Origin of the sequence: Paracoccus stylophorae (genome assembly GCF_028553765.1) — a bacterium.
In the GTDB taxonomy this organism is placed as follows: Bacteria; Pseudomonadota; Alphaproteobacteria; order Rhodobacterales; family Rhodobacteraceae; genus Paracoccus; species Paracoccus stylophorae.
On record NZ_CP067134.1, the window covers coordinates 3,506,071 to 3,530,141 of the forward strand.

Here is a 24,071-nt window from a genome sequence, read left to right on the forward strand (position 1 = left end):
ATGCTAACCCAGCCGGTGTCGTCTGGCTATCCTCAACAGACCGCAAATGGGTCAGAGGTTGAACACGCGCTCGGGCTGGACCTTGCCGCCCTGATAGCGGCCGATGCAGACCGGGCCGCGCGCATCCGCGACCCACACCAGCTCGCCCCATTCCGCCCCGCCTGTCACCTCGCCGGGATTGCCGTTGCGGATTCGCACCGCGCCCTCTGGCGTCGCGCGCAGCATCGGCAGATCGTCCAGCGCCGATTCCAGCGGCAGCAGCCGCGATTCCAGCCAGTCCTGCGCATCCCGGTCGACGCGGTCGAACGTCACCCCGTCCTCGACCTCGAACGGCCCCGACCAGACCCGCCGCAGGGCGGCGACATGGCCCAGACAGCCCAGCTTGCGCCCCAGGTCGCGGGCGATGGCGCGCACGTAGCCGCCCTTGCCGCAGACCATCTCCAGCCGCGCGGTGTCGCGCTCGGCCTGAAGCAAGGTCAGGCTTTCGACCCATAGCGGGCGCGCGGCGAGGTCCAGATCGGCCCCCTCGCGCGCCAGGTCATAGGCGCGTTCGCCGTCCACCTTGACGGCCGAAAAGGCGGGCGGAACCTGCATGATCTCGCCCGTGAAATCCGGCAGCGCGGCGTCGATGTCCGCCCGGTCCGGGCGGGCGTCGGACTGCCGCAGCACCTGGCCCGAGGCATCGTCGGTCGTCGTCTCGGCCCCCCAGTTCACGGTGAAGTCATAGCATTTCAGCGCATCGGTCAGGATCGCCGCGGTTTTCGTGGCCTCGCCCAGGGCGACGGCCAGAACGCCGGTGGCGTCGGGGTCCAGCGTGCCGGCATGTCCCGCCTTCTTCGCGTCCAGCGCCCATCGCACCTTGTTGACGACCGCGGTCGAGGTGACGCCTGCCGGCTTGTCCACGATCAGCCAGCCGGTGATGTCGCGGCCCTTCTTGCGTGCCATAAGGCCCCTCCTGAAGACAAACGAAGCCGGCCGGATAGCCCCGGTGCCGGCAGGGGTCAACCGGCGCGGATGACCCGGACCGGATCACTCGGCGGTACCGACCAGCCCGATCATCGGCCCCAGGCTGCGCCCGAAATCCGCCCGGTTCACCGCCGGCGCGTAAAGCCGGCTGATCGAGCCGTCCAGATACAGCGCGTCGCGCACCCGCAGCCCGTCGCGGAACAGCCGCCCGAATTCGTGAAATGTCACCGGCCGGTCCGAGATGGCAAACCACGCCGTCTGCCCATCCGGCGCGACGCCGACGCCGTTGCGGATGTAGCGGCTGTCGGAATCGACCAGGAACCGCGGATGCAGCGCGCCGTCGATGACCAGCATCGGGCCCGATTGCGTCGCCAGCCGGCATTCGGGCTGCGCGGCGGCGAATGCCCGGCTTTCGATCACCTGAAACGGCCGCGCGCCGCCGGTGCAGAACACCCCGTTGGGCAACATCCCGAAATTGCCGCCGCCCGCCTGCGTGTTGACCGGCTGGCGTTCCTGCCCGTCGATCACCAGCAATCCCACGGGCCGATAGTCGGGGTGGAACATGCCCGCGTTCATAGCGAAATCCAGCGTCTCGCCGGGCGCCAGCGTCTTGCGCAGATTGTTGAAATTGTTCAGGGGCCGGCCGTTTCCATCGTCCTGCCACAGCCGCAGCCCGGCCTCATGCGCGGCATCGACCTGACAGACGACATAGCCCTGACCGTCATGGTCGACCCGTCCGCACCCCTCGGACGCGACCGGCAGCGCCATGGCGAACACCATCCCCGCAATGACGCCCAACTGCCGCTGCAGTTCAAGCATCGTTGCGATCATCGTCCGCGTCCGGCGCCTCGACATCGCGGCGCACACGCTCATCGGCGAACATGCGGCGGGTGTCGTCCAGCCGGTCGAAGGTCTCGTCCAGCTGGAACCGCAGCTGCGGCGCGTATTTCAGCGTCAGGCCCTTGGCGACAAGGTGGCGCAGTTCCGGCGCGTTGCGGCGCAGCGCGGCCAGCGCGTCCTCGGCGTCGTGACCGCCAAGCGGCAGCACATAGGCGGTCGCCACCTTCAGGTCGGCCGAGGTGCGCACCTCGCCCACGGTGATCGAATGACGGTTCAGGTCGGGGTCATGCACGTCCGCGCGCAACAGCACGTCCGACAGGGTGCGGCGGATCAGTTCGCCCACCCGCAGCTGACGCTGCGACGGGCCCGGGCCATGGGAAAAGCGGTTCTGTGCCATGATCCCCGATGTAGGGGGTCGCGAGCCGAGCCGCAACGGGATATGAGGCAGCAAAGCGCAGAGGTGAAGCATGAGCGATTTCCAGCAGACCGACACCGGCGAGGTGCCGGGCATCGTCGTGACCGGCGCCTCGGGGCGGATGGGGCAGATGCTGATCCGGCTGATCCTGACCGACGACAGGGTGCGTCTGGCCGGCGCGCTGGAACGCGACGGCCATGCGTGGATCGGCCGCGACATCGGCGAGGCGATGGGCGGCCAGCCGGCGGGCGTTCTGGTCAGCGACGATCCGGTCACGACCATCGCGCGGGCGCAGGCGGTGATCGACTTCACCGCCCCCACCGCCACCGCGGGCTTTGCGGAACTGACCGCGCAGGCCCGCGCCGTGCATGTGGTCGGCACCACCGGGCTGGACGCGGAGGATCTGGCCAAACTGTCGGCAGCCGCCCGTCACGCGCCCATCATCCGCGCCGGCAACATGAGTTTGGGCGTGAACCTGCTGGCGGGGCTGACCCGCAAGGTGGCCGCAGCACTTGGCGAGGATTGGGACATCGAGATCGTCGAGGCGCATCACCGCATGAAGGTCGACGCGCCCTCGGGCACCGCGCTGATGCTGGGCCAGGCCGCAGCCGAAGGCCGGGGCGCGGCCCTGGACGATCTGCGCACGCCCGCGCGCGAGGGGATCACCGGCGCGCGCGAGGCGGGCCGCATCGGCTTCTCGGCCGTTCGGGGCGGCGACATCGTGGGCGAACACGACGTGATCTTCGCCGGCACGGGCGAGCGTCTGATCCTGCGCCATGTCGCCACCGACCGCGCGATCTTTGCGCGCGGCGCGATCCGGGCGGCGCTGTGGGGGCAGGACAAGGACCCGGGCGAATACGACATGGCCGACGTTCTGGGGCTGACCTGACATGACACAAGATTCCTGCCTGTTCTGCCGCATCGCCGCCGGCGATCTGCCCGCCCATGTCATCCACCGCGACGATCGCATCGTGGCCTTTCTGGACCTGCACCCGATCCGCGAGGGTCACGCGCTGGTCATCCCCCGCGACCATCATGTCTGGTTCGAGGATCTGCCCCCCGGACTGGCCACCCGCATCACCAGCTGCGCCCAATCCATCGCCCGCGCGATGAAACGGCTTTACGACGTGCCGCGCGTGTCGATGTTCTATACCGGCATCCATGTGGCCCACGCCCATGCCCATGTCGTGCCCATGCATCACGTCCACGACGTCACCTCGCTGGCCTATCTGGCCGAGGGGCCGGACGGGTTTTCCGCGCCGCCGCAACTGCCGGCGGACCGGATGCAGGACATCGCCCGGCAACTGCGCGACGCGATCTAGGGCTGGATCGAACAGCAGCCCGACAGAAGCTGCGGCGAAGGCCCGTGCCGGATCAGGCTGGCGCGCAGGCCGAACAGGCGGTCGGACATGCCGTCCGAACAGATCTGCGGCGTGGCGATCAGGGTCAGGTCATCGGCCAGCACGGCGCGCATCGGGTCGCGAAAGACGCCGGTGCCAAGGATCGCGCCGATGTCATGGCGCTGCGCGGGCAGATCCACCCCGTCCAGCACCAGTTCGCCGCCATCGGTGGCGACGTTCCAGAACGGCTCGGTCCCGTGACAGGAAAACCCCTGCGGCAGCGCGCCGTCCTGCCAGACATCGGTGCGATAGGCCAGAAAGCGCAGCGACACCCAACCCGACCGCTCGCCGGCATTGACCCGACCCCATCCGCGCCGCTCCTCGACCACCTCGATATGCGTGGCATCGGGGGCCAGCGCGCCGATGATCGGGGCCGAGGCATCGGGGCCTTCGCGCAGGTTCAGCACGTCGTCGGCGGCGACACCGGTCACGTCGAACAGCGTCGGCAGGATATATTCCTGCGTCGCATGGGCCGGACCGGCCAGCAACAGGACGACAAGGGCGGCGCGCAGCATGGCAGTCTCCTTCACGGGTGATCGACGCGGCCGCGATCATCGCATGCCGGAACGCATTTGCACCAGCCCGCCAACGGGCTAGAAGCAGGGCATGACGACACTGCGCCTGACCGCCGATCAAGACATGACTGCCGCCTTGGCGCGGATGCTGGCCGCCACCGCGCGGCCCGGCGACACGATCCTGCTGGACGGGCCGGTCGGGGCCGGCAAGACCCATTTCGCACGCGCCTTCATCCGCGCCCGGCAGGGGCCGGCGGCCGAGGATGTGCCCAGCCCGACCTTCACGCTGGTCCAGACCTATGACGACCCGATGGGGACCGAGGTCTGGCACGCCGACCTGTATCGCCTGACCGATCCGGCCGAGCTGGACGAGCTGGGCCTGGACGAGGCCCGTGACAGCGCCATCTGCCTGATCGAATGGCCGGACCGGATGGAAACGCTGCCCGATACGGCGCTGACGGTCGCGATCATGCCCGACGATGACCCGGATCTGCGCCGGATCGCGCTGTCCGGCCCCGATCTGTCGCGGGCGGTCGCGCGGGCGCGGTTCGTCCGGGGTGCCGGATGGGCGGACGCGCGGGTCGTGCCGCTGGCGGGCGATGCCTCGGCCCGCCGCTATTTCCGGCTGACGGGGCCGGATGGGGCTGCGGTGCTGATGGACGATCCGGCGGGCGATTGCGGGCAATTCGTGGCGATGACGCACTGGCTGCGCGAACGCGGCTTCGGCGCGCCCGAACTGCTGGCCGCGGACACGGCGGCGGGGCTGCTGCTGGTTCAGGATCTGGGCGACGATCTGGTCGCGCGGGTGCTGCGCGACCGGCCGGCGCAGGCGCAGGCGATCCATGACCGGATCACCAATCTGCTGGTCGCGCTGCACCGCCACGAGGTGCCGGACTTCGTCCCGGCGCTGGACGGGCCGGCGCTGGCCGAACAGGCGGGGCTGTTTGCCGACTGGTATCCGCAGGCGGTGGACCAGACGGACGGTTTCGGCCGCGACATCGCGCCCGTCATCGCCGCGCTTCACGCCGATCTGGCCGCAGACCAGCCGCCGGTGCTTGCCCTGCGGGATTTTCATGCCGAAAACCTGATCTGGCGCGGCGAGGCGCCCCTGGGGCTGATCGACTATCAGGACGCGGTTTCCTGCCATCCGGCCTATGATCTGGTGTCGGTGCTGCAAGATGCCCGCCACGAGGTCGCCCCGGCGATCGAGACGGCCAGCATCGCCCGCTATCTGGCCGCGACCGGGCTGGATGAGGGACGGTTCCGCGCCGCCTATGCGCTGCTGGGGGCGCAGCGCAATCTGCGCATCCTGGGCATCTTCACGCGGCTTTGCGTGCGCGACGGCAAGCCACGCTATCTTGATTTCATGCCGCGCGTGTGGGGCTATGTGCAGCGCAACCTGGCCCATCCCGCGCTGGCGCCGCTGGCCCGCACCCTGACCGGATTGCCCGCGCCGGACGGGGCCACGCTTGACAGGATCCGCCGCCGATGCGCCCGCTGATGATCTTTGCCGCCGGTCTGGGCACGCGGATGCGGCCGCTGACGCAGACCCGGCCGAAACCGCTGATCGAGGTCGCGGGCCAGACCCTGCTGGATCGGGCGCTGCATCTGGGCCGTCAGGCCGGCTGCGCGCCCATCGCGGTCAACACGCATTATCTGGGCCAGCAGATCGCGGATCATCTGGCCGGTCAGGACGTGGCGATCAGCGATGAGGCCGGCGCGATCCTGGATACCGGCGGCGGTTTGCGCAAGGCGCTGCCCCTGCTGGGGTCGGGGCCTGTGATGACGCTGAACCCGGACGTGGTCTGGACCGGACCCAACCCGCTGGAAACGCTGGCCCGCGAATGGCGCGACGGGATGCAGGCGCTGCTGGCGCTGGTGCCCATCGACCGGGCGACGGCGCGGCAGGGCGCGGGCGATTTCGCGCTGGACGGCGCGGGCCGGATCGCGCGCCGCGGCGATTTCGTCTATGCCGGGGCGCAGATCGTCGACCCCGACCTGCTGGCCGACATCACGGACGACGTCTTCTCGCTGAACCGGGTCTGGGACGCGGCGATTGCGCGCGGAACCGGTTTCGGCACGGTCCATCCCGGCGGCTGGTGCGATGTGGGCCGGCCCGACGCGATCCCGCTGGCCGAGGCGCTGCTGCATGGCTGACTGGCAGAACGGCCTGTTCGCGCTGCCGCCCGGCGTCGATTTCGCGGGCGAATTCGTGCGCGGCTTTCTGGATCGCATGACCGGCCAGCCGCCCGAGGCCGTGGCCCGCGTCACCATCTATGCCAACTCGACCCGGACGCTGACCGCGTTGCAGGCGGCCTTCGACGGCCACGGCCCGCTGCTGCTGCCGCGACTGCGCGTCGTCACCGATCTGGGCGCGGGGCCGGCGGCGGGGATGGGTCCGCTGGCCGCGCCGCTGGCGCGACGGCTGCAACTGGCGCGGCTGATCGACGTGTTGCTGCGACAGCGGCCGGATCTGGCGGCGGGACATTCGGTGCCGAACCTTGCGCGGTCGCTGGCCGATCTGATGACCGAGATGCAGACCGAGGGCTGCGGCCCCGACGCGCTGGAACGGATCGACACCGGCGATCACGCGCGGCACTGGCAGAACGCGCTGGCCTTTCTGCGCATCGCCGCCGGGTTCCACCTGTCGGGCGAGGTCGTGGACCGCGCCGCCCGCCAGCGCGCCGCCGCCGAACGCTGTCTTGCCGACTGGTCGGCGGGACGCGATCTGCCGGCCGACCCGCTGATCGTGGCCGGATCGACCGGCTCGCACGGGGCGACGCGGCTGTTCATGCAGGCGGTGGCGCGGCTGCCCAACGGCGCGGTCGTGGTGCCCGGCTTCGACGCCCATCAGCCGCAAGAGGTGTGGGACCGGCTGGACGTCACCTCCGAGGATCATCCGCAGGCGCGGCTGGCGCCCCTGATCGCGGCGGTCGGGCGGCCCCGCGCCTGGACCGACGCGCGCGCCGCCGCGCCCGACCGCAACCGGCTGGTGTCGCTGGCGCTGCGACCGGCCCCGGTCACCGATCAATGGATCGCCGAGGGGCCGGCGCTGCCCGATCTGGGGCCGGCCTGCGCCGGGCTGACCCTGATCGAGGCCGATCAGCCCGGACACGAGGCCGCAGCCATCGCGCTGGTCATGCGCGATGCGGCCCGCACCTCGCAGCCGGTGACGCTGATCGCCGCCGATCGCGGCCTGATCCGGCGGGTCAATGCGGAACTGGATCGCTGGCATCTGCGGGCCGATGACAGCGCCGGGCGGCCGTTGCCGCAGACGCCGCAGGGGCTGTTGCTGCGCCACATCGCCGGGCTGTTCGGCCAGCCGCTGACCATCGACCGGCTGCTGATCCTGCTGAAACATCCGCTGACCGCGACCGGATCGCCCCTGATCGGCGCGAACGAGGCGCGCCGTCAGGCCAGGGATCTGGAACTGGAACTGCGGCGGCGCGGACCGGCCTTTCCGACTGGCCAGGCGATTCGCGACTGGGCGACGCGGGGCGACGATCTGCGCAAGATCTGGGGGCATTGGGTCGCGGGGAGCGCGGACCGCTTCAAGCTGGTCGAAAACAATGCCGATGCCCGCCCCATCGCCGACCGGCTGGCCGAATTGCGCGGCCTGGCCGATACGCTGGCGGCGGGGCCGGACGGGGACGCCGAGACCTCGGAGTTGTGGGCGCAGACGCCGGGGCGGCTGGCGCGCGCGGTGATGGACCATCTGGCCGATCATGCGGCGCAGGGGCCGGATCTGGACCCGGGGGATTTCGCCAGCCTGATCTACGACGAGATGCAGGCGCTGGCCGACCGGAGCGACACCGGACATCACCCGCTGCTGAAGATCCGCGGCCCGCGCGAGGCGCGGATCGCGGGCGCCGGCACGATCATCCTGTCGGGCCTGAACGAGGGCGGCTGGCCGCAGGCCCTGACCCCCGATCCGTGGCTGTCGCGGCAGATGCGGTTGCAGGCCGGGCTGACCCTGCCCGAACGGCAGATCGGGCTGGCCGCGCATGATTTCCAGCAGGGGATGGGCGCGGCGCGGGTGATCCTGACGCGCGCGCGGCGCAACGCCGAGGCGGAAACCATCCCCTCGCGCTGGCTGAACCGGCTGACGAACCTGATGGCCGGCCTGCCCGAACGCGGCGGCGCCGAGGCGCTTAGGGCGATGCGCGCGCGCGGCCGGGACTGGCTGGCGCTGGCCGAGGCGCTGGCCCGGCCCGCAGCGCGGGTGACGCCCGCGCCCCGCCCCTCGCCCGTTCCGCCGGCGCCGGCCTTCGACGAACTGCCCGTCACCGACGTGGCGCTGCTGATCCGCGACCCCTATGCGGTCTATGCCAAACGGGTGCTGGGGCTGCGTCCGCTGAACCCGCTGCGCCCCGAACCCGACGCCGCGCTGCGCGGCCAGACGCTGCATACCATCGTCGAGCGGATGCTGAAGACCCGCCCGCAGGCCGACACGCCGCCGGATGCGCTGCGCCGGACGTTCCTGCGCATCACCGCCGAGGTGCTGGAGGATCAGGTGCCTTGGCCCTCGGCCCGCGTGTTTTGGCAGGCGCGGATGACGGCCATTGCGGACCGGATCGTGGCCGACGAACTGGCCCGGCTGGCCGAGGGCAGCCCGCAGGTGATCGAACAGCGCGGCGCGGTCGGCGTGGCGGGGATGACGTTCCGCCTGACGGCCAAGCCCGACCGGATCGACCTGCTGCACGATCAGCGGGTGATGATCTATGACTACAAATCCGGCAAGCCGCCGACGGACCGGCAGATCGCGCATTTCGACAAGCAGCTTGTGCTGGAAGCCGCGATGGCGCGGCGCGGCGGCTTTCCCGATCTGGGGCCGGTCGATGTGGCCGGCATCCGCTATATCCAGCTTGGCGGCGAGGGCGGCACGCATGAGCGCGAGTATTCCGCGCAGCTTGAGGCCGAGACATGGGACGGCTTCGTGCGGCTGATCGCGTCCTATCTGACCGGCGGCACCGGGTTCACCGCGATCCGCGCGCCGCAGCTGCGCGCCTGGGCCGGCGATTACGACCATCTTGCCCGCTATGGCGAATGGACGCTGGCCGACGACGCGCATCCCGAAAGGGTCGGACATGACGGATGACGCGACGCTGAACCAGATCGCCGCCGCCGATCCGCTGCGGTCCACCTGGCTGACGGCGAATGCGGGGTCGGGCAAGACGCGGGTGCTGACCGACCGGGTCGCGCGGCTGCTGCTGTCGGGCTGCGCGCCCGAACGCATCCTGTGCCTGACCTATACCAAGGCCGCGGCGACCGAGATGCAGAACCGCCTGCTGCGGCGCCTGGGCGGATGGGCGATGCTGCCCGAGCCTGACCTGCGCGCAGCCCTGGCCGATCTGGGCGCGGGCGAGGCGCCCGATCTGGCGCAGGCGCGGCGGCTGTTCGCCCGCGCCATCGAGACGCCGGGCGGGCTGAAGGTGCAGACCATCCACAGTTTTTGCGCCACCCTGCTGCGGCGTTTCCCGCTGGAGGCCGGCGTGCCGATGGGCTTTGCCGAGCTGGACGACCGCAGCGCCCGTGCGCTGCGCGCCGAGATCGTCGAAGAGATGGCGCGTGACGGCCACCCGGCGATGGACGACCTGACCGCGCTGCATGGCGGCGACAATCTGGACGCGTTCCTGACCGGGCTGTCGCAGGCCGACCATGAACGCGCGCCCGACGCGCAGGCGATCCGCGCCGCGCTGGACCTGCCCGCCGGTCTGACGCTGGACAGTCTGCTGGACCATGTCTTTTCGGGCGGCGAGGGCGATCTGTTCGACGCGCTGCTGCCGATTTTCCAGACCGGCGCGGCGACCGACCTCAGGCTGGCCGGGCGGCTGCGCCACGGCAACTGGCGCGCGCCGGGCCTGGCCGAGCTGGACCTGCTGACCGGCGCGCTGCTGACCGGGTCCGGCACGGCCGCACCCTTCACCGCCAAGATCGGCAAGCTGCCGACCAAGGCGCTGCGCACCGGGCCCTGCGCGCCCTTCATGGCGGAGCTGGAGGATCTGATGCTGCGCGTGCAGGACGCGCGCGCCGATGCCCTGGCGCTGGCGCTGGCGGACAAGACGCTGGCGCTGCACCGCTTTGCCCATGAATTCACCCGCCGTCTGGCGCGGCGCAAGGCGGCGCAGGGCTGGCTGGATTTCGACGACCTGATCCGTAGGACCGCGCAGCTTTTGCGCGAATCCAGCATGGCGCAATGGGTGTTGTGGCGGCTGGATGGCGGGATCGACCATATCCTTGTGGACGAGGCGCAGGACACCAGCCCCGAACAATGGCAGGTGATCCGCAGCCTGACCGACGAATTCACCAGCGGCGCGGGCGCGCAGGACCGCACGCGGACGCTGTTCGTGGTGGGCGATCCCAAGCAGTCGATCTATTCCTTCCAGGGTGCCGACATCGCCGTGTTCGAGGAGATGCGCGCCCGCTTCGACCGCGATTTCCGGGCGGTGCAGCAGCCGATGCAGCAGCGCGACCTGACCCATTCCTTCCGCTCGTCGCCGGCGATCCTGTCGCTGGTCGATGCGGTGTTCCGGGACGATGCGGCACAGGGTCTGGGCGATCCGCCGCGCCATATCGCCTTTCGCGATGCGCTGCCGGGCCGGGTCGATATCTGGCCGCCGCTGCCCGAACCCGACAAGCCCGATCCCGGCGACTGGACGCGGCCGGTCGATGCGCCGGCGGAAAATGCCGCCGACACTGTGCTGGCGCGCGCGATCGCGGCGCAGATCGCGGCGATGATCGGCACGCCGCTGCCGGATGCGAAAACCGGCGCGACGCGCACGGTCGGCCCCGGCGACATCCAGATCCTGGTCCAGCGCCGCGCCGGGCTGTTCGACGATCTGCTGCGCGAACTGAAGGCCGCCGGCCTGCCCGTCGCGGGCGCGGACCGGCTGAAGCTGGCCGCCGAACTGGCCGTGCGCGACATCACCGCGACCCTGTCGGTGCTGGTCACGCCCGAGGACGATCTGTCGCTGGCCGCCGCCCTGCGCTCGCCCCTGTTCGGGCTGTCCGAGGATGCGCTGTACCGTCTGGCCGCCGGGCGCGGACGCCGGACGCTGTGGCAGAAGCTGCGCGAATCGGATCACGGGCGCGCGCGCGACGTGCTGTACGATCTGGCCGGCCAGACCGATTTCCTGCGGCCCTATGACCTGATCTCGCGGCTGCTGACCCGGCATGGCGGGCGCGCGGCGCTGATCGCGCGACTGGGACAGGAGGCCGAGGACGGGATCGACGAATTGCTATCGCAGGCCTTGGCCTACGAATCCGCCGAAACGCCGTCGCTGACCGGGTTTCTGGTCTGGCTGTCCGGCGACGAGGTCGAGGTCAAGCGGCAATTGCCCGGCGGCGCGGGCGGGCTGATCCGGATCATGACGGTGCATGGCGCGAAGGGGCTGGAAAGCCCCATCGTGATCCTGCCGGAAACGATGAAGCGTCGCCCCGACACCCGCAGCCGCATCGTGCGCATGGACGGCAGACCGATCTGGCGCGGCATCGCCGCCGAACGCCCCGATCCGGTGGCCAGGGCGGTCGCCGAACAGCAGCGCCTGCAGGAAGAGGAACGCCGGCGGCTGCTGTATGTCGCGATGACGCGCGCGGAAAGCTGGCTGATCGTGGCGGCGGCGGGCGACACCGGCAGCGGGCTGGACAGCTGGCACGCGATGATCGTCGAGGGCGCGACGCGCGCGCCGCTGGAGCGGGCCGAGATCCGGATCGAGGGCGTCGGCACGGCGCTGCGGCTGTCCTTTGGCGACTGGCCCATGGGTGCTGCCCGCGCCGACGGCCCTGCCGCCATGCAGGTCGCGGTGCCCGACTGGGCGCGCGCGCCCGCCCCGGTTCCGCCCGATCCGCCCCGGATCGTTGCGGCGACCGGGCTTGGCGGGGCCAAGGTGCTGGGCCGGCCGGTCGCGGACGCCGACCACGAGGCCGCGATGCTGCGCGGCACAAGGCTGCATCTGCTGCTGGAACATCTGCCCGACGCGCCGCCCGACAGATGGCCGGACCTGGCCCGCGCGGCCCTGGCCGGGGCCGAGGGCGGCCTGCCCGACGCCGAGGAATTCGCCGCGCTGCTGGACGAGGCGCGGGCGGTCATCACCGCCCCGGCGCTGGCCGATGTGATGCGGACGCCGCCCGGCGCGACCGTGCTGCGCGAGGTCGGGCTGACCGCGCCGCTGAACGGGTCCGACATCCTGCACGGCACGATCGACCGGCTGCTGGTCGGCGCGACCGAGGTGCTGGCCGTCGATTACAAATCGAACGCGCAGGTTCCGGCCACGCCCGAGGATGTACCGACCGGCATCCTGCGCCAGATGGCCGCCTATCGCGCGGCGCTGCGGGCGATCTATCCCGGCCGCGCGGTGCGCTGCGCGATCCTGTGGACCGCTTCGCGCAGCGTGATGGAGCTGCCCGATAAGCTGATGGACCGGGTCGCTGCCGCCCTTGACCCCACGTCCGCGCGTCCATAGCTGTATTCCACCCCGACCGCCGGAGCCCCCGGCCCCCGCCGTTCAAGGAGAGATCAGCATGGCAACCGTCCACGTCAATGACAGCGAATTCGACGCCGAAGTGCGTCAGGCCGACACCCCGGTGATCGTCGATTTCTGGGCCGAATGGTGCGGTCCGTGCAAGCAGATCGGTCCCGCGCTGGAGGAATTGTCGGACGAATACGAAGGCAAGGTGAAGATCGTCAAGGTGAACGTGGACGAGAATCCCGAACAGGCCGCCGCGCTTGGCGTGCGCGGGATTCCGGCGCTGTTCATGTTCAAGGATGGCGAGGTCGTGTCGAACCGGATGGGCGCGGCGCCGAAAGCCGCGCTGAAAAGCTGGATCGACGAATCGGTCTGATCGCGGCCCGCCAAGGGTTCAGGGTGGCTGGTCCTGCACGGGCCAGCCGCCTTTTTTCATCGCCGTCAGCAGCCTTGCATCGGCGTCCGGTGCCATCATGTCCAGGCTTTGGCCGCGCAGGAACCAGTGCAGATAGCCGGCAAAATCGGGGCGGTGGTCGGGGGCGCGGGCCAGCGCCTCGTCCACGCCCAGATCGGCCACGTTCAGCGCGATGTGATGGAAATCGATCTGCGCGAACAGCACCGCCGGCTTGCCCAGAAGATAGCCGTCAAAGGCCACGGCGCTGTTCTGGGTCGCCACGAAGGCGCAGCCGCGCAGCAAATCCGGTCGCGGCGCGGCGATGACCAGGTTCGGATGGCGCCGCGTCAGGTCCTCCAGCGCGGCCCGGTCCCGCGCGTCATAGCGTTCGCGGGGATGCAGCGTCGCGATGCAGGGCCGGCCGCTGCGCGCCACCGCGTCCAGCATGGCGACCGGACTCATGGTCTGGAACGAGCGCTGCTGGCGGATGCGGCCCTGAAGCGGGATCAGCACGTGATCGCCCGGCGACGGATCGGGTCCGGGCAGGACGCGCCGACGCAGCCTGTGCGCGAAATCGCGCGCCGTCGCGGGGTCGGTCGCCGGCTGGAAGATGCGCCGCGCCACCGGCCAGCGCCAGCGTTCGGCCACCGCCTCCAGCCGCCAGAACGGATAGTGATAGGCCAGACGGAATGTCAGCGCGCGGTCATGGGTGGGTTTTTCCATGTGAAACAGCCCGTAGCCCGGCCGCGTCGGCGCGTCCCTGCGCGCCTGCCGGCCCGACCGGGCGATCCGGACCTGCCAGCCCTGCGCCGTCAGCAGGCCGCACATCCGGTTGAGAAAGCCCAGTTTTCCGGCCCGTGCCGTGTGCAGGATCGGCGGGTGCAGATAGATGCGCAGGATGCGGGGCGGGCTCATCCGCGCAGGCTAGGACCGGGGTCGATCGGGCGCAACTTCTTGCGCTGCCGGGCCTGCGCCCATATCTGAGCCGGAACGAGACAACGGAGGTTCCCGAATGGCGGATGACAGGTTTCCCGGCTGGCACGGCACGACGATCCTGGCCGTGCGGCGCGGCGGCAAGGTGGTGATCGCGGGCGACGGGCAGGTCAGCGTGGGCCAGACGGTGATGAAGGGCAGCGCCCGCAAGGTCCGCCGCCTGACGCCAGGCGGACGCGAGGTGCTGACCGGGTTCGCAGGCTCGACCGCGGATGCGTTCACCCTGCTGGAACGGCTTGAGAAGAAGCTGGAAGGCGCGCCGGGACAGTTGCAGCGCGCCTGCGTCGAACTGGCCAAGGACTGGCGCACGGACAAGTATCTGCGCAATCTTGAGGCGATGCTTCTGGTCACGGATGGCGACCAGATCTTTGTCGTGACCGGCGCGGGAGACGTGCTGGAACCCGAACATGACGTCGCAGCCATCGGCTCGGGCGGCAATTTCGCCCTGGCCGCGGCGCGCGGGCTGCTGGAAACAGATCTGGACGCCGAAGAGGTCGCCCGGAAGGCGCTGGCCATTGCGGCCGATATCTGCGTCTACACCAACGGAAACCTGACCGTCGAGACGTTGCAGGGGTAAAGGGGGCGCTGCCCCCTTGGCCCGTGCCGGGCCTCACCCCCGGGATATTTTGACGCCAAAGACAGCCAATCGAGGCATTGACATGACCGACCTGACGCCGCGCGAAATCGTATCCGAGCTGGACCGTTTCATCATCGGCCAGAAAGAGGCCAAGCGGGCGGTTTCCGTCGCGCTGCGCAATCGCTGGCGGCGCAAGCAGCTGGGCGACGATCTGCGCGACGAGGTCTATCCCAAGAACATCCTGATGATCGGCCCGACCGGCGTCGGCAAGACCGAGATCAGCCGCCGGCTGGCGCGGCTGGCCAACGCGCCCTTCATCAAGGTCGAGGCGACGAAGTTCACCGAAGTCGGCTATGTCGGCCGCGATGTGGAACAGATCATCCGCGATCTGGCCGATACCGCGATCGTGGATACGCGTGAGCGGATGCGCGAGGCCGTGAAGGCCAGGGCGCATGATTCGGCGCAGGAGCGGGTGGTCGAGGCGCTGGCGGGCGAAGGCGCGCGCGAGGGCACGCGGCAGATGTTCCGCGACAAGCTGAAGCGCGGCGAACTGGACGACACGGTGATCGAACTGGAATTGCAGGATCATTCGAACCCGCTTGGCGGGCTGGAGATTCCGGGCCAGCCGGGCGCATCCCTGGGCGGGATGATGGATCTGTCGGGGCTGATGAAGGCGTTCGGCGGGCGGCGCGTCCGGCGCAAGGTGACGGTCGCAGAAAGCTATGACCTGCTGATCGCGGAAGAGGCCGACAAGCTGCTGGACGACGAGGTGGTCAAGGCCGCGGCGCTGGAATCGGTGCAGGAAAGCGGGATCGTCTTCATCGACGAGATCGACAAGGTCAGCGCGCGGTCGGACGCGCGCGGCGGCGATGTCAGCCGCGAGGGGGTGCAGCGCGATCTGCTGCCGCTGATTGAGGGCACGACGGTCAGCACCAAATACGGCCCCGTCAAGACCGATCATATCCTGTTCATCGCCTCGGGCGCGTTCCACGTCGCCAAACCAAGCGACCTGCTGCCCGAATTGCAGGGCCGGCTGCCGATCCGGGTCGAGCTGCGCGCCCTGACCGAGGAGGATTTCATCCGCATCCTGACCGAGACCGACAACGCCCTGACGCGCCAGTACAGCGCGCTGATGGCGACCGAGGGCGTCACCGTCAGCTTTACCGAGGACGGCATCGCGGCCTTGGCCCGCATCGCCGCCGAGGTGAACGGCGCGGTCGAGAATATCGGCGCGCGCAGGCTTTACACCGTGATCGAGCGCGTGTTCGAAGAGCTGTCCTTTGCCGCCCCCGACAAAAGCGGCGAAAGCGTCAGCGTCGATGCCGATTATGTCGAGAAGAACCTGGGCGACCTGGCGCGGTCGGCCGATCTGTCGCGCTATGTTCTGTAGGCGGAACCCGCAGCGCCGGTTCGGTGTTGGCGTTGCGGGATCAGCAAGGGAAGGCGATCATGGAATATATCTTCGGAATCATCATCTTCGTTCTGGATATCTGGGCAATCGCGCAGGTCATCAACACGAATGAAAGCACCGGGACCAAGATCCTGTGGATCGCGCTGATCGCGATTCTGCCCCTTGTCGGCCTGATCATCTGGTATTTCGCCGGACCGAAGTCGAATTATTCGGCCTGATCAGCCCGCCGCCCGTCTGAGATAGACGTAATAGGCGCCTTCGCCCCCGTGCCGGTAATGGGCGGGGGCGACCTGCTGGACCGCGGCCGACAGCGGCGGGCTGTGCAGCCAGTGCGGCACCTGATGGCGCAGCGCGCCGGGCCGGGTCGGCAACGGGCCGTGCCCGCCCTTGCCCTTGCCGGTGATCACCAGCACCAGACGCATCCCCCTGCGCTGGCAGGACAGGATGAAGCGGATCAGTTCGGGATGGGCCGCGGCCAGTGTCATGCCATGCAGGTCCAGCCGCGCCTCGGGGCGCAGCTTGCCCTGCGACATGCGTTTGTGCACCTTGTGATCCATCCGCACCGGCGCGCCCGACAGCCGTTCCGCCGGGCTTGGGGCACGGTCGTGCATGGACGGACCGGGGCGGGTCGCCTGACCGACCCGGAACATCGTGCCCGAGGTCGCGGCCGGATCGGGGGCGGGCTGGGCCGGCGTCTGGCGGACATGGCGCGACGAATCGGCGCCGGGATCGGCCTTGGGATGCGGCCGCGTGTCGGGATCAAGCGGTGTGGCGCTGCGGGCGATGCGGTCCCACAACGCCCGTTCCTCGGCGGACAGACGACGCCGGCGCCGTGACATCAGCCGGTGGCGACCAGCTGCCAGTTCGGGTCGTTCTGGCCCATGCGGCGGGCGAAGGTCCACACATCGCGCTGCTTGCGCGGGGTTTTCGGCTCGCCCTCGACCACGTTTCCGTCGGCATCCCGCGTGGCGGCGATCAGTTCGCCCACGAACCGGACCGAGACCTCGGCCTCGCCGCTGTCGCGGTCGAATTCCGCCCCTGCCAGCGCGGTGTCGCGAATGCCCAGAAACTGCGCCTCGACGGTCTGGCCCTGCGCCTTGCGGGCGTCGATGACCGACTGGAACGCCTCGGCCACGGGATCGTCCAGAAACGGCCGCACCTCGGACAGATCGCCGCGTTCGAACGCCATCAGGATCATCTCATAGGCGGATTTCGCGCCGGTCAGGAAATCGTGAACGCCGAAGGACGGCTCGGCCCGTTTCATCGCGGCCAGCGCCTCGGCGGCGGGGCTGCCGGGTTCGGCGTGGTCGATGATGTCGTGATCGGGTTCCTCGGCGGTGCCCTCGATCACCTCGAAACGGCGCTTGGGCTCGGACGTTTCGACCTTGGTGGGTTCGAAGCCGTCGCGCGTGCCCAGAACATTGCGCAGCCGCAGGATCAGGAAGATCGCGATCGCGGCCAGCACAAGCAACTGGATCAGCGGGTTGGACATGGCGACAGCCTCGATTCTGGTCAGATCGGTTGGTATCTCTGCTCTGCATTACTATGTAGGGGCCGGGCCGGGCCAAGTCCAGTTTGCGCGCCGGCAGAAAGGGAATTCGCATGTGGCTTTTCTGGCTGTTCGTGGCCGTGCCGATCGTCGAGATCGCGCTGTTCATTCAGGTCGGCGGTCTGATCGGCCTGTGGCCCACGCTGGCCATCGTGGTGCTGACCGCCCTGGTCGGCACCGCGCTGATGCGCAGCCAGGGCGCCCATGCCTGGGCCGAGATCCAGCGCAGCTTCAGCGAGATGCGCGATCCGACGCGGCCACTGGCCCATGGCGTGATGATCCTGGTCGCCGGCATGCTGCTGCTGACGCCGGGGTTTTTCACCGACACGCTTGGGCTGTTGCTGCTGATCCCGGCGGTGCGCGATGGGGTCATGCGCCAGATCGCGCGGCGCGTCCGCGTCACCCGCGTCGAGATGGGGGGGATGCGTCGCGAACCGCATCGGCCGCCGCATGGCGACGGCGTGATCGACGGCGACTATGTCGTCGAGGATGACGCGCCGCGCCGCCCGTCCGCGCCGCCCGATCATCCCCGCGATCCCGGCCGCGGCGGCACGTCGGGCTGGACGCGGCATTGAGGCCGGTTGACGCCCCTGATAGAACCGGGTGCAACTTCGAACCGGCAAGGAAGCATCATGGCTGACGAGAATACCCCCAACGGCGAGGCGCAGACGCAGCCTCAGGTCCGCATGCAGATTCTGGCGCAGTATATCCGCGATCTGTCCTTCGAGAACGCGGTCGCCACCAAGGGCGCGCCGCAGGGCGACGTTCAGCCCGAGATGACCGTTCAGGTCAGCCTGGACGCCCGCAAGCGGCAGACCGAACACCAGTACGAGGTGATTTCCAAATTTCGCGTCACCTCGGTCAACAAGGGCGACGGCCAGACGATGTTTCTGGCCGAGCTGGATTATGGCGGCGTCTTTCACATAGAAGGCGTCCCCGAGGATCAGATGCACCCGTTCCTGATGATCGAATGTCCGCGCATGCTGTTTCCCTTCGTGCGCCGGATCATTTCGGATCTGACCCGCGATGGCGGCTTTCCGCCGTTCAACATGGACCCGGTCGATTTCGTGGCGCTGTATCGTCAGGAACTGGCGCGCAGGGCCAAGTCGCAGGCCGAGACCGGCGCGCCGGCCGATCAGAAACTGTCCTGACGGCAAACCGATATGCCGCCGCGGCCGCGTCGTGCCTGGCAGCGCATGCTGTCGGGCCGGCGCCTTGACCTTCTGGACCCGACGCCGTTCGACATCGAGATCACCGACATCGCGCACGGGCTGGCCTTTGTCGCGCGCTGGAACGGGCAGACCCATGGCGACTGGCCCTATTCCGTGGCCGAACATTCGCTGCTGGTCGAGGATATATTCTCGCGGCTGAATGCGGGTTGCGAGCCGAAATGGCGTCTGGCCGCGCTTTTGCACGATGGGCCTGAATATGTGATCGGCGACATGATATCGCCGGTCAAATCGGCCTTGGGCCGCGAATATGGGGCGATGGATGAAAGGCTGGCGGCGGCAATTCACCGCCGTTTCGGCCTGCCCGCCGCCCTGCCGCCGGCGATCAAAAGACGGATCAAACAGGCGGATCGCATTTCCGCACGGCTTGAGGCGGTTCGGATCGCCGGTTTTGCCGAACCCGAGGCGCGGCGTCTTTTCCCGTTGCAGAACGAAGCCATCCTGTCGACTCTGCACCTGGATCTGCGCCCGCCGGTCGAGGTGCGGCGGGCGTTTCTGGACCGTTTCGAGGCGCTGATCGGGATGATCGACGCCGGAACCGGTTCCGGCGGCTGATACCCTCCGCGCGGTCCGGCAGTCTGTCCGTCAGATCAGCAGGTCTTCCAACTGCTTGCCCTGATCCAGGTTTTCCTGCACCCAACGCGGTTTGCGTCCGCGTCCGGTCCAGGTCATCGTCGGGTCCTGCGGGTTGGCGTATTTCGGCGGCACGGTGCCGGCGCGGCGCGCCTTGCCGCCGGTCAGATCGGCCAGGTTGAAGCCATGCTCGCGCGCGGCCTCTTCGACGGCATTCAGGGCTTCGCGGCGTTTGCGATCCTCATAGGAATTGATCGCGCGGTCCAGCTTGGCGCGCAAATCGCGCATTTCCTTTAGCGACATGTTATCGAAGTCGGTATTCATCTTTTCGTCTTTCATTTTCGTCATGATGCGGAAACTATATCAGAACCGAAAAGTTTCAAGACGAAATATCCGAAATCTATCTTGGACCGCGCTTGGCAAGAATTCGCTGAAGGGTGCGGCGGTGCATATGCAATCGCCGCGCCGTTTCACTGACATTCCGGTCGCATTGTTCGTAAACCCTTTGAATATGTTCCCACCGGACGCGATCCGCCGACATCGGGCTTTCGGGCGGGGGCGGCAATGTTTCGCCGCTGGCCAGCAGCGCGGCCATCACGTCATTGGCATCGGCGGGTTTCGCCAGATAATCGGTGGCGCCCATCTTCACCGCCGCCACCGCCGTCGCGATGGCGCCATAGCCGGTCAGCACGATGATGCGCGCATCCTCGCGCGCGGCGCGCAGCGTCTCGACCACGTCCAGACCGCTGCCATCCTCAAGCCGCAAGTCGATGACCGCATAGGCCGGCGGCTGCTGGCCGATCAGCGCGATGGCGTCGGCCACGCTCAGCGCGGTGCGCGGCCGGAAGCCGCGCTTTTCCATCGCGCGCGCCAGCCGCGTCACGAACAGTTCGTCGTCATCCACCAGCAGAAGGGACGGGTCCGCGCCGATCCTGTCGGCTTGCTGATCATTCATCTCGTGTCCTCACATGCCGCCGCGATAGCGCATGTTTGGGCATGAAGCGCGTCCGGCGCAAGTCGAACGGGTCAGGACGCCGCGTCGAGGAAGCAGCCGACGCCCTCGGCCATCTGCTGCGGCGTGACCTCGCGCCGGAAGAATTCGACCGTCCGGTTTCCGGGCATGACCAGATAGGTGTGGGTCATGTGATCGACCAGATAATATTCGTCGTCCTGATCGTCGTGCAGCTTGAAATAATTGCGCCAGCCCTTGTTCACCGCGGCGATTTCCTGCGTGGAACCGGTCAGCCCGATCATGTCGTCGGAAAACAGATCGGTGAAATCGGCCAGAACCTGCGGCGTGTCGCGCGCCGGATCGACGGTGATGAACACGGTCTGCACATCGCGCCCCTGTTCGGCCAGCAGCGCCTGCGCCTCGGCATTGCGGGCGGTGTCCAGTGGGCAGACATCCGGGCAGAACGTGTATCCGAAATACAGAAGCGTGGGCCGGGTAAAGACTTCATCGGCGGTCACGCGCTGGCCATCGTCGCGCGTCAGGGTGAAATCGGTGCCGAAACTGTCCAGCCCGCCGGCGACGGTGCTGGCGCGACACTGGGCGAAACGGTCGCCCGATTGCTGGACAAAGACATAGGCGCCGCCGGCGATCAGCAGCGTCACGGCGGCCACCGTTCCCGTAATCAGCAGCATCTTGCGGTCTGGCATCGGTTTTCCTTCGCAATTGCGCGGCATGTTTCGCGCGCATTGATCGCCCATCGCAGGACGGGTATCAAGTGAAGCAATGTCGCATCGGAACCCCAGATGAGCGCGCCCGACGGCCCGGCCCCCTCTGCCACCCTGACCAGACCGCGCAACCCCGAGCCGATCCGGATGCGCACCGTCGTCCTGTTGCGATGGGTCGCGATCGGCGGGCAGCTGACCGCGGTGATCGTGGCGCGGGCCATGGACATCATGTTTCCGTGGGGGCCGGTGCTGCTGCTGATCGCGGCCGCCTGGGCGATGAATATATGGCTGTTCGTGAACCCGCCGCGCCGCATCTCTCCGCGGCTGGCGGTCGGTCAGCTGGCGTTCGATCTGGTCCAGATCTCGGCGCTGATCGCGCTGACGGGCGGCATGTCCAACCCCTTCGCGCTGCTGGTGCTGGCGCCGGTCACGGTCGCGGCGACCTCGCTTACGTCCCGGCAGACGCTGGCCCTGGGGCTGGCGACGGTGGTGCTGATCACCCTGACGGCGATGCTGGCGGTGCCGCTGCACGATGCGCAGGGACAGCCGCTGAAGCTGGCGCCGATGCTGACGCTGGCGCATTGGCTGGCGCTGATCATCGGCGTGGCGTTCTTCGGCGGCTATACGCACCGGGTGGCGCTGGAACTGGACCAGACATCGAACGCGCTGTTTGCCACGCAGATGGCGCTGGCCCGCGAACAGCGGTTGCAGCATCTGGGCGGCGTGGTGGCCGCCGCCGCGCACGAGATGGGCACACCCCTGGCCACCATCAAGCTGATCGCGGGCGAGCTGGCGGACGAGCTGGCCGACAGGCCGGACCTGCGCGACGACGCCATGGCGTTGCAGAAATCGGCCGACCGGTGCGGCGCGATCCTGCGCAGCATGGGTCAGGCCGGCAAGGACGATCTGATGCTGCGCACAGCCCCCCTGCGCGCGGTTCTTGAGGACGCGGCCAGCCCGCACGCGAATCGCGGCCCAACCGTGCAGATCGTGGCCGACGGGCCGGGCATCCGCCGCGACCCGGCGGTGATCCACGCGCTGCGCAACCTGATCCAGAACGCCGTCGATTTCGCCCATTCCTGCGTCGTCATCGAGGGACGCGAAAGCGCAAGTCACCTGACGGTGACGATCCGCGACGACGGCCCCGGCTATCCGTCCGCGCTGCTGCCCCGGATCGGCGATCCCTATCTGACCAGCCGGCGCGGCGGCGCGCAGCGCGGCGATTACGAGGGGATGGGGCTGGGCCTGTTCATCGCCAAGACGCTGCTGGAACGGTCGGGCGCGCGGCTGACCTTTGCCAATGGCGGACCCGGCGCGATGGTGACGGTCCGGTGGCCGCTGCATCGCATCCTGGCCGAACAGCGCGCGCCGTTGGGCGAGAATCCGATGTTTCTGCCGTAAGGTTTAACTTTCTGTTAAACACCGTCGCCTTATGGTCGGACAAAATGCAGGAGGATCGGATTCTGTGACGGTTGAAACGGGTGTGACGGCGATCACGGCGCTTCTTGCAGGGACGTTTTCGGTCTTGCTGGCGATTGCGGTGCTGCGGCGTTGGGATCGCGGCGGTGCGGGGTGGCGCGGACATGGCCGCGCCAACCGGCTGGATACGCGGCTGCAACCGATGGTCTTCCTGTTCCGCAAGCACCAGCTTGTCGATGCGACGGCGCCGGCGCGCACGCTGCTGTCGCGGATCACCGCCCCCGACAACGACTGGCAGCGCGTGCTGCAATGGATCGGGCCGCGCTTTCCCGACCTGGGCGCGCGGCTGGACCAGATCGACCGTCTGGGCCGGATCGAGGCGGTGGGCACCATCGGCAGCGGCAGCGCCATGCTGCGCGTCGTGGCCGAGGATCTGGGCGACGATCTGCTGCGCATCGCCATCACCGACCCCGAGGCCGAGAATGCCGGCATCGTGGTCGATTCGATGTCGCAGCAGGCGATGGAGGACGAGCTTGACCTGCTGCGCCGGGCGCTGGACCAGACGCCCATGCTGGTGTGGCGGCAGGACGAGGCCGAGCGTGTGACCTGGGCCAACGCCGCCTATCTGCAACGGGCCGAGGCGCGCGGCGACGGCGTTCTGGGATGGCCGCTGCCGCGCCTGCTGGACACGCCGCGCCCGGTGCCGGGGGCCGGCACCTCGACCCGGCGCGCGGCGCTGGAAAACAACGGCGCGGTATCGTGGTATGACTGCCACAGCCACCGGATGGGCGATCAGACGATGATGTTCGCCCTGCCCGCCGACGCCGCCGTGAGGGCCGAGCGCAGCCTGCGCGAATTCGTGCAGACGCTGACCAAGACCTTCGCCGACCTGCCCACCGGGCTGGCGATCTTCGACCGGCAGCGCCATCTGCAACTGTTCAACCCGGCGCTGATCGACCTGACCGGCCTGCCCACCGGCTTCCTGACCGCGCGGCCGACCCTGTTCGACCTGCTGGACAAGCTGCGCGAGTTGCGGATGGTGCCCGAACCCAAGGATTTCCGCAGCTGGCGTCAGCAGATGGCCAATCTGGAAAGCGCGGCGGCCACGGGCCACCATTCCGAAACCTGGTCGCTGCCCGGCGGCCAGACCTATCGCGTGACCGGCCGGCCCCATCCCGACGGTGCCGTCGCCTTCATGTTCGAGGACATCACCAGGGAAATCTCGTCCACGCGCAAGTTCCGGGCCGAGTTGCTTCTGGGCACCCATGTTCTGGACGGGATCGAGGATGCGCTGGCTGTGTTCGCGCCGAACGGCCAGCTGATCATGCAGAACCGCGCCTATCGCGAATTGTGGGGCAAGGCCGCCGACACGCTGGCCGACGCGCTGGCGCAGTGGGAATCGCGCATCGACGCCGGCGCGGGCTTTGTCGCCCTGCGCGCGCGGCTGACGCAAAGCGATGACCAGGCCCGCGACAACGGCGCCATGACCGGCCCCGATGGCGGTCTTCTGGCATGGACGGTGTCGCGCCTGGGCGGCGGCCGCCAGTTGCTGCGCTTTCGCCGGCCCGAGGCGATGCGCGATCCCGCCCTTTCGGTGGCCGAGACGCGCACCGAACGCGCCCGCGCCGTCGGTGCCGACTGAGACCGA

Annotated in this window: 25 protein-coding genes; 15 read left to right on the forward strand and 10 right to left on the reverse strand. The window is 69.0% G+C overall.

From position 1 onward, the window contains the following. Positions 1-51: 51 nt before the first annotated feature. From truB to rbfA, 3 genes are all read right to left on the reverse strand, one after another. The gene (gene truB, locus JHW45_RS17310) at positions 52-945 is read right to left on the reverse strand and encodes a tRNA pseudouridine(55) synthase TruB (RefSeq protein ID WP_272858826.1); all 894 of its coding nucleotides are present in this window, start codon (positions 943-945) and stop codon (positions 52-54) included. An 84-nt stretch (positions 946-1,029) separates the two neighbouring features. Next, the gene (locus JHW45_RS17315; protein WP_419181872.1) at positions 1,030-1,776 is read right to left on the reverse strand and encodes a phosphodiester glycosidase family protein; all 747 of its coding nucleotides are present in this window, start codon (positions 1,774-1,776) and stop codon (positions 1,030-1,032) included. A 1-nt stretch (position 1,777) separates the two neighbouring features. Beyond that, complete coding sequence (gene rbfA / locus JHW45_RS17320) at positions 1,778-2,203, reverse strand: 30S ribosome-binding factor RbfA (protein WP_272858828.1); 426 nt, start codon at positions 2,201-2,203, stop codon at positions 1,778-1,780. Positions 2,204-2,273: 70 nt separating this feature from the next. Here rbfA and dapB point away from each other — a divergent pair, with 70 nt between their 5' ends. Then, a complete protein-coding gene (gene dapB / locus JHW45_RS17325; RefSeq protein ID WP_272858829.1) occupies positions 2,274-3,110 on the forward strand; it encodes a 4-hydroxy-tetrahydrodipicolinate reductase in 837 nt (278 codons plus the stop codon). Position 3,111: 1 nt separating this feature from the next. Then, positions 3,112-3,543 (forward strand): HIT family protein, encoded by a 432-nt coding sequence (locus tag JHW45_RS17330; protein WP_272858830.1) that lies wholly within the window; start codon positions 3,112-3,114, stop codon positions 3,541-3,543. Here JHW45_RS17330 and JHW45_RS17335 read toward each other — a convergent pair. Next, entirely contained in the window at positions 3,540-4,136 is a 597-nt protein-coding gene (locus JHW45_RS17335; RefSeq protein WP_272858831.1) for a COG3650 family protein, read from the reverse strand. The genes JHW45_RS17330 and JHW45_RS17335 overlap by 4 nt on opposite strands. A gap of 91 nt (positions 4,137-4,227) precedes the next feature. Here JHW45_RS17335 and tsaE point away from each other — a divergent pair, with 91 nt between their 5' ends. The 5 genes from tsaE to trxA are packed head-to-tail and all read left to right on the forward strand — an operon-like array spanning position 4,228 to position 12,977. Next, on the forward strand, positions 4,228-5,637 hold the full coding sequence (tsaE, locus tag JHW45_RS17340; RefSeq protein ID WP_272858832.1) for a tRNA (adenosine(37)-N6)-threonylcarbamoyltransferase complex ATPase subunit type 1 TsaE: 1,410 nt from the start codon (positions 4,228-4,230) through the stop codon (positions 5,635-5,637). Continuing rightward, the gene (locus tag JHW45_RS17345; protein WP_272858833.1) at positions 5,625-6,293 is read left to right on the forward strand and encodes a nucleotidyltransferase family protein; all 669 of its coding nucleotides are present in this window, start codon (positions 5,625-5,627) and stop codon (positions 6,291-6,293) included. The genes tsaE and JHW45_RS17345 overlap by 13 nt, the downstream gene beginning before the upstream one ends. Then, on the forward strand, positions 6,286-9,234 hold the full coding sequence (addB, locus tag JHW45_RS17350) for a double-strand break repair protein AddB (protein WP_272858834.1): 2,949 nt from the start codon (positions 6,286-6,288) through the stop codon (positions 9,232-9,234). The genes JHW45_RS17345 and addB overlap by 8 nt, the downstream gene beginning before the upstream one ends. Next, on the forward strand, positions 9,224-12,598 hold the full coding sequence (gene addA, locus JHW45_RS17355) for a double-strand break repair helicase AddA (protein WP_272858835.1): 3,375 nt from the start codon (positions 9,224-9,226) through the stop codon (positions 12,596-12,598). Before addB ends, addA begins: the two co-directional genes overlap by 11 nt. 58 nt (positions 12,599-12,656) lie before the next feature. Next, positions 12,657-12,977 carry a thioredoxin gene (gene trxA, locus JHW45_RS17360; protein ID WP_272858836.1) on the forward strand — a complete coding sequence of 107 codons (321 nt, stop codon included), beginning with the start codon at positions 12,657-12,659 and terminating at the stop codon, positions 12,975-12,977. 18 nt (positions 12,978-12,995) lie between these two features. On the opposite strand, the gene JHW45_RS17365 is transcribed toward trxA, so the two are convergent. Beyond that, positions 12,996-13,910 (reverse strand): hypothetical protein, encoded by a 915-nt coding sequence (locus tag JHW45_RS17365; RefSeq protein WP_272858837.1) that lies wholly within the window; start codon positions 13,908-13,910, stop codon positions 12,996-12,998. 97 nt (positions 13,911-14,007) lie between these two features. Between JHW45_RS17365 and hslV the strand changes: the two genes are divergently transcribed. The 3 genes from hslV (at position 14,008) to JHW45_RS17380 (ending at position 16,194) form a co-directional block, all read left to right on the forward strand. After that, positions 14,008-14,565, forward strand: coding sequence for an ATP-dependent protease subunit HslV (hslV, locus tag JHW45_RS17370; RefSeq protein WP_272858838.1), 558 nt, complete (start codon positions 14,008-14,010; stop codon positions 14,563-14,565). A gap of 82 nt (positions 14,566-14,647) precedes the next feature. Further along, complete coding sequence (hslU, locus tag JHW45_RS17375) at positions 14,648-15,955, forward strand: ATP-dependent protease ATPase subunit HslU (RefSeq protein ID WP_272858839.1); 1,308 nt, start codon at positions 14,648-14,650, stop codon at positions 15,953-15,955. Between the two features lie 59 nt (positions 15,956-16,014). Beyond that, a complete protein-coding gene (locus JHW45_RS17380; protein ID WP_272858840.1) occupies positions 16,015-16,194 on the forward strand; it encodes a PLD nuclease N-terminal domain-containing protein in 180 nt (59 codons plus the stop codon). Here the strand turns inward: JHW45_RS17380 and JHW45_RS17385 are convergent, their stop codons facing one another. Next, a complete protein-coding gene (locus JHW45_RS17385) occupies positions 16,195-16,815 on the reverse strand; it encodes a Smr/MutS family protein (RefSeq protein ID WP_272858841.1) in 621 nt (206 codons plus the stop codon). Then, positions 16,815-17,468 (reverse strand): Tim44/TimA family putative adaptor protein, encoded by a 654-nt coding sequence (locus tag JHW45_RS17390; RefSeq protein WP_272858842.1) that lies wholly within the window; start codon positions 17,466-17,468, stop codon positions 16,815-16,817. Before JHW45_RS17390 ends, JHW45_RS17385 begins: the two co-directional genes overlap by 1 nt. A gap of 110 nt (positions 17,469-17,578) precedes the next feature. Here JHW45_RS17390 and JHW45_RS17395 point away from each other — a divergent pair, with 110 nt between their 5' ends. From JHW45_RS17395 to JHW45_RS17405, 3 genes are read left to right on the forward strand one after another with little or no spacing between them, the layout of a single operon-like run. Beyond that, positions 17,579-18,100 (forward strand): FxsA family protein, encoded by a 522-nt coding sequence (locus JHW45_RS17395; RefSeq protein ID WP_272858843.1) that lies wholly within the window; start codon positions 17,579-17,581, stop codon positions 18,098-18,100. A gap of 57 nt (positions 18,101-18,157) precedes the next feature. Next, positions 18,158-18,676, forward strand: a complete 519-nt coding sequence (gene secB / locus JHW45_RS17400; RefSeq protein ID WP_272858844.1) for a protein-export chaperone SecB — start codon at positions 18,158-18,160, stop codon at positions 18,674-18,676. A 12-nt stretch (positions 18,677-18,688) separates the two neighbouring features. After that, the gene (locus tag JHW45_RS17405) at positions 18,689-19,309 is read left to right on the forward strand and encodes an HD family hydrolase (RefSeq protein ID WP_272858845.1); all 621 of its coding nucleotides are present in this window, start codon (positions 18,689-18,691) and stop codon (positions 19,307-19,309) included. A 30-nt stretch (positions 19,310-19,339) separates the two neighbouring features. Here the strand turns inward: JHW45_RS17405 and JHW45_RS17410 are convergent, their stop codons facing one another. From JHW45_RS17410 to JHW45_RS17420, 3 genes are all read right to left on the reverse strand, one after another. Continuing rightward, positions 19,340-19,651, reverse strand: coding sequence for an H-NS histone family protein (locus JHW45_RS17410; RefSeq protein ID WP_272858846.1), 312 nt, complete (start codon positions 19,649-19,651; stop codon positions 19,340-19,342). 76 nt (positions 19,652-19,727) lie between these two features. Further along, the gene (locus JHW45_RS17415; RefSeq protein WP_272858847.1) at positions 19,728-20,282 is read right to left on the reverse strand and encodes an ActR/PrrA/RegA family redox response regulator transcription factor; all 555 of its coding nucleotides are present in this window, start codon (positions 20,280-20,282) and stop codon (positions 19,728-19,730) included. A gap of 71 nt (positions 20,283-20,353) precedes the next feature. Then, complete coding sequence (locus JHW45_RS17420) at positions 20,354-20,986, reverse strand: SCO family protein (protein WP_272858848.1); 633 nt, start codon at positions 20,984-20,986, stop codon at positions 20,354-20,356. 96 nt (positions 20,987-21,082) lie between these two features. Between JHW45_RS17420 and JHW45_RS17425 the strand changes: the two genes are divergently transcribed. Continuing rightward, positions 21,083-22,405: an ActS/PrrB/RegB family redox-sensitive histidine kinase gene (locus JHW45_RS17425; protein WP_272858849.1), complete on the forward strand. Its 1,323-nt coding sequence runs from the start codon at positions 21,083-21,085 to the stop codon at positions 22,403-22,405. Positions 22,406-22,469: 64 nt separating this feature from the next. Continuing rightward, positions 22,470-24,065, forward strand: coding sequence for a PAS-domain containing protein (locus tag JHW45_RS17430; RefSeq protein ID WP_272858850.1), 1,596 nt, complete (start codon positions 22,470-22,472; stop codon positions 24,063-24,065). Positions 24,066-24,071 lie beyond the last annotated feature (6 nt).